Raw genomic sequence first — 4992 nt, forward strand, 5'->3', positions numbered from 1 at the left:
TCAGGGTTGGTGACCGTGAACACCGTCTTGGTTTTAATGCCAGATTTGACGGCTGGCTTCTGCGATTTAGCGGCTTTGGCTGCTTCAGCCTCGGCAATCTCCTGTTCGCGTTTACGCTGTGCTGCCAATTTGGCCGCTTCGGCTTCGTCACGTTCAGCGGTTGTTAGTTCGTCTTTACGTGTCAACAACTCGTTGATGGATTTAGTGAATGCCAGCTTGATTTCAGCGTGATTCTGATCAGCTTCAGGTAGCTCAGCGAATATCTGCTTCAATTCAGCGCCTTTTTCATCGCAGGCTTTCTGGCTGCGTAGTGATTTGGCGTTGGTAGCGAACTTGGCGCAGATAGCCTCAACGCGTGCCGCTTCCTGTTTTGCCAGTCGTTCCTGTTCCTCTTGGTAGGCTAGAATCTTTTGGCTTATGTTCTCCAACGCCTCTTCAGCTGGCGCGAGTACATCTTTTTCAGCGTCGATAAATTGCGACTTGACGCTGTCAAAGTTGCGAGTGATCGCCAACCGTGCGTTTTTGACTTCAGTACGGTGTGAGGTGATCAGCTTGCGGATTGCCACTGCTTCTTTGGCGGTAGCGTCGTCAGTTATCTCTTTGGCTTTGGCTTGCTCCAAAAGCTCTTGAGATTTCACCTTGAACGGTGATATTGTTGCGACTTGTGAGTCGACGTATTCTTGTAGTTGTGACATGTTCCTCCTTTATTTCCTGTCTGCTTCAGATTTACCAAGACGAGCGTCTGTCATTTCGACGCGTGAGCTTGGAATGGTTGGTTTGGCAGCCGCTTCAATCTGCTCTCGGCTTGCCAATGTCGGCGCCGGTGCAATCCACGCGTACTCAGCGTCACCTCTTACTCCATCGACGATTTTCGTGAAATCTGGCTCAATGTAGCGGCCTAGCCGGCCAGTGCGGTCTTTGGCGACGTACTTGTCGCTAGCTGGATCAACGATGATCAGGCGCTTAGTGTCGCCAGTATCGGTGTCATTTATCGTCGTCATGTAACCGACGATGTCCACCAGGTTGACCAGTTCCTCAGATAGCCTTGTGGCGACCATCGGACGTTTAATAACTCGGCCATCATCGTCTTTCTCTTGAACGTGAGCCACGATGACAATATGCTTGCCGCTGTCGCGCATGGTTTTCAGAAAGTTTCGCAAGCTCGATACTAATGAAACTATAGTTGCTACGGCTAGCAATTTTCCAATATCTGAGATTGAGGTTGCAAAGCCAGGAGATGTCGTCAAGCCTTTCGAGTACAAAGGCGGATATTTGATTGCTAAACTAAACGGCGTTGAGCAACCTAGACAGATGACTTTCGATGAGGCTAAGCCTTTGGCTTCCAAAGAATTTGAAGCGAAAAAACGCAAAGAGCTACTTGAAAAAAGAGCTCAAGATGCGCTTAAAAATTTCAAAGGCGAAGATTTCGGCACCTTATCTCTAAGTAGTAAAAACAACACCAAGCTAAGCGATGACGAATTTTATAAATTTCTTATCGATATGTTTAATAAGCCTGCGAAAGAAGGGATAGTGATGTTTGATAATAAAGCTGTAGTGTATAAAATTTTACAGCAGAGCCTAGGCAGCAGCGAAGAGATAGATAAAGAAAAAACGATCGTAGCTGATAGGATAACCACGTTATTAAATTCCAATCTGCAAGACGATCTAACCAAAATGCTAGAAAAACGCTATAAAACCGAAAGATATTTTAAAGGTAAAGACAGTGAGTGAGTATATTTTAGGTCTAGATATAGGCTCAACTAAAATTCGCGCGATAATCGCTAAAAATGACGGCATTTTTACGGTCTTAGGCGTTGGTGGAGCCGATACTTTAGGTATCAAAAAGGGTGTTATAACAAACATAGAGCAAGCTGCGGGCTCAATAAAGCAGGCGGTAAAAGCAGCAGTAAAAGGCGCTGGTAGAAGCTACGATAAAGCCATTATATCGATCTCTGGCTCATATGCTAAAAGCGTTAAATCTCGCGGCGTCATAACCATGGAAAATGAGATCGGACTAGATGAAATCAAGCGCGCTATGCAGGTCGCAGAAGCCCAGGCTAATGTGCCTAGCGATAGCGTAATCTTGCATGTGCTTCCGTATGATTTCAGAGTTGATGAGCAGGAACACATCGAGGATCCCCTCGGTATGAGCGGCACGCGCCTAGAGGTATCTACCCATATCGTCATCGCGCCAGAAAGCTCAATTAAAAATTTGAAAAAATCCGTTGAGATGGCGGGAGTAAAGGTAGATAACATCGTCCTTTCAGGCTACGCATCATCCATATCTACGCTTAGTAAGGATGAAAAAGAGCTAGGTGTCGTACTGATCGATATGGGCGGCGCTACATGTGATATAGTCATCCACCTGGGAAATTCCTTGCGTTATAACGATGTTGTGATGTTTGGCTCCAATAACGTTACTAACGATCTATCGCGCGCCCTACACACGCCGCTTCCATATGCGGAAAATATTAAAATTACCTATAACGATCTAATTAATCAAGGCAATAGCGAAGTCGAGCTGCCTGCTTTAGGAGATAGCGAGTCAGAAAACCACATCATAAGCCTTGAGATCATCTCTCAGGTCATCCTCGCTCGCGTTAAAGAGACCTTCGATATGATAGCCGACAAGATCGAAAGAAGTGGCTATAAAGATCGTATAGGTGCAGGTATCGTAATCACGGGCGGTATGGCGAAGCTAGACGATGTGCGTGACTTGGCGGCGATAGTTTTTGATAACACTTCCGTTAGGGTTGCAAGAGCAAAAAGCGTGGGCGGCTTGCACGAGATCGCTGATGATATTTCAAATTCTTGCGCACTAGGACTTTGCATGTATGGTTTCGGCGAATTCACTCCATACGAGATGGACTCTAACGGCAAACTCCGCTACAAAGACGAAGTTATAAACAAGGCTCCGAAACGAAATGTGAACGAATATTATGAAAAAGAGGTCAGTAAGGCGATAGAAAAAGAGGGCATCAGAGCGGATAGCGGTGCGGCTAAGAAGGAGGATCTAAATATCCAACTTCCCAAAAAAGAGGGACAAAATTTTTTCAATAAAATTTGGTCGTCTATGAAAAATTGGTTTTAAATTTTAAGCTAAGGAGATACTCGTGAAAGGATACAGCATGGAAGAAAGAAAGGGCATCTACGGTGCCAAGATGAAGGTTATCGGCGTCGGCGGCGGCGGATGCAACATGATAAATCATATGATCCGCGAAGGATTTACCAAAACCGACGTTGAGCTTATGGTGGCTAACACCGACGCGCAGGCGTTAGAAAAATCGATCGCAAATACTAGAATTTTACTAGGCGAAAACACCACCAAGGGCCTTGGCTGCGGTATGGATCCTGCGCTTGCTAAGATGGCTGCGGAGGAGAATTATGACGATCTTAAAGACCGCTTGGACTACTCCGACATCGTTTTCGTAGGCTCCGGTCTAGGCGGTGGTACCGGCACGGGCGCTGCGCCTATCGTTGCAAAAGCTGCGAAAGAGAAAAAAGCGCTAACTATCGGCGTCGTTACTACCCCTTTCGGTTTTGAGGGCAAAAAGCGCATGCGATTAGCACAAGAGGGTCTTGAAGAGCTTAAAAAAGAGTGCGATTCCATAATCGTTATCCCAAATCAAAATTTATTGAAGATCATCGATAAAAAAACCGGCCTAAAAGATGCCTTTAAAATCGTAGATAATGTCCTATTCCAAGCTGTAAACGGTATGATCTCCGTGATCTTAGAATCTGGCGATAGCGATATCAACGTCGATTATGCCGACGTAAAAAAGGTAATGACGCACCGCGGTTTGGCGCTTATGGGTATCGGCGTTAGCGAAGGTGATGGCGCGGCAGAAGAAGCGCTAAAAAGTGCGATCCAATCTCCGCTTTTGGACAATACCTCCATCCACGGCGCTATGGGTGTGCTAGTGCATTTTAAGATGTCGCCTGATTGCTCCTTGCTTGAGATCGAATCCGCGATGAATATCATCGAAGATACCGTGGATAAGGATGCTGACGTTACCTGGGGCACTACCACCGATCCTAAGATGGAAAATAACCGCGTCGAGGTTACTCTCATCGCCACCGGCTTTGAAAGGAGCATCGAGGAAAAAAAGCAGGTCGCCAGCGATAACGTAGCGGATCGCAGGAAGGCGCTTTTAGAGAGCATGGGTCGAAATTCTATCTTTTCTAGACAAAAGGTAAGTAGCGGCGATTTTAACGGAGACGAAACCTACGACGAGCTCGACGAGCCCGCATTTCTACGCAACCAGATGGACTAAATGCGTAGACGAGATAGGCAGCTAAGCGAAGATGAGGCGTTAAAAATCATCGACGAGAGCGAATACGCAACGCTTAGCTGCATAGACGATAGTGGCGAAATTTTTAGCGTGCCTATCTCGCCGGTGCGCGATGCAGACATTATTTATATCCACGGCGCGCCTGCCGGCACAAAGGCAAAACTCTTTCAAAACGGACGCGCAGTAACGGCGGTTTTTGTTAGCTATAACCGCGTTCCTACCCCAAGCGATGAAGAATACCGATCTATCGCAAACGACGCTGCCGCTTTAGGCTCTAGAGTTTATACGACGGAGTACCGTAGCGCGATCGCCGTTTGCGAAGCAAACGAAGTAGAAGATGACGAGCGTAAAATTTATGCTCTACGGATACTATGCGAAAAATACACCCCAAACTACATGTCGCGCGTGGAATTTGCCTCCAGAGCATCATTAAAGCGTACGAAAATTTACGAGCTCAAAATAAAATCCGTAACCGCAAAGGCTAAAATTTTATAGAATTGAATTTAAGAAATCTAAATTTAAATTGCTTGATTTCTTAAAATTTTAAGTTCGAATGTAAGCAAATTTTAATCTGAAATTTCGTATCGCCAAATTGCGAAGCTTCTTGTCGGCACTAGCATCGGCACCACCGCGGCGATCGTCCCGCTTACTATCGGCTCGGCGCCCTTTATCGCTCGCCTCATCGAAAGCGCTCTGCTGG

The 4992-nt window shown here is 46.2% G+C and carries 6 protein-coding genes and 1 pseudogene; 5 read left to right on the forward strand and 2 right to left on the reverse strand.

Going from position 1 to position 4992, the window contains the following annotated elements:
• Together Q0372_RS05295 and Q0372_RS05300 are read right to left on the reverse strand one after the other, a co-directional pair.
• On the reverse strand, positions 1-695 hold a 695-nt coding region (locus Q0372_RS05295; protein ID WP_298103437.1), incomplete at its 3' end, for a hypothetical protein.
• Between the two features lie 9 nt (positions 696-704).
• Entirely contained in the window at positions 705-1160 is a 456-nt protein-coding gene (locus Q0372_RS05300) for an AAA family ATPase (RefSeq protein ID WP_298103439.1), read from the reverse strand.
• Here Q0372_RS05300 and Q0372_RS05305 point away from each other — a divergent pair.
• From Q0372_RS05305 to Q0372_RS05325, 5 genes and pseudogenes are all read left to right on the forward strand, one after another.
• The gene (locus Q0372_RS05305) at positions 1138-1731 is read left to right on the forward strand and encodes a peptidylprolyl isomerase (protein ID WP_298103441.1); all 594 of its coding nucleotides are present in this window, start codon (positions 1138-1140) and stop codon (positions 1729-1731) included. The genes Q0372_RS05300 and Q0372_RS05305 overlap by 23 nt on opposite strands.
• Positions 1724-3091 carry a cell division protein FtsA gene (gene ftsA / locus Q0372_RS05310; protein WP_298103443.1) on the forward strand — a complete coding sequence of 456 codons (1368 nt, stop codon included), beginning with the start codon at positions 1724-1726 and terminating at the stop codon, positions 3089-3091. The genes Q0372_RS05305 and ftsA overlap by 8 nt, the downstream gene beginning before the upstream one ends.
• Positions 3092-3113: 22 nt before the next feature.
• Positions 3114-4274, forward strand: a complete 1161-nt coding sequence (gene ftsZ, locus Q0372_RS05315) for a cell division protein FtsZ (protein WP_040303139.1) — start codon at positions 3114-3116, stop codon at positions 4272-4274.
• The gene (locus Q0372_RS05320; RefSeq protein ID WP_298103447.1) at positions 4275-4787 is read left to right on the forward strand and encodes a pyridoxamine 5'-phosphate oxidase family protein; all 513 of its coding nucleotides are present in this window, start codon (positions 4275-4277) and stop codon (positions 4785-4787) included.
• 96 nt (positions 4788-4883) lie between these two features.
• Positions 4884-4992: pseudogene (locus Q0372_RS05325) on the forward strand (methionine ABC transporter permease); the annotation flags it as partial.

Source organism: uncultured Campylobacter sp., from assembly GCF_937997405.1.
Classification (GTDB): domain Bacteria; phylum Campylobacterota; class Campylobacteria; order Campylobacterales; family Campylobacteraceae; genus Campylobacter_B.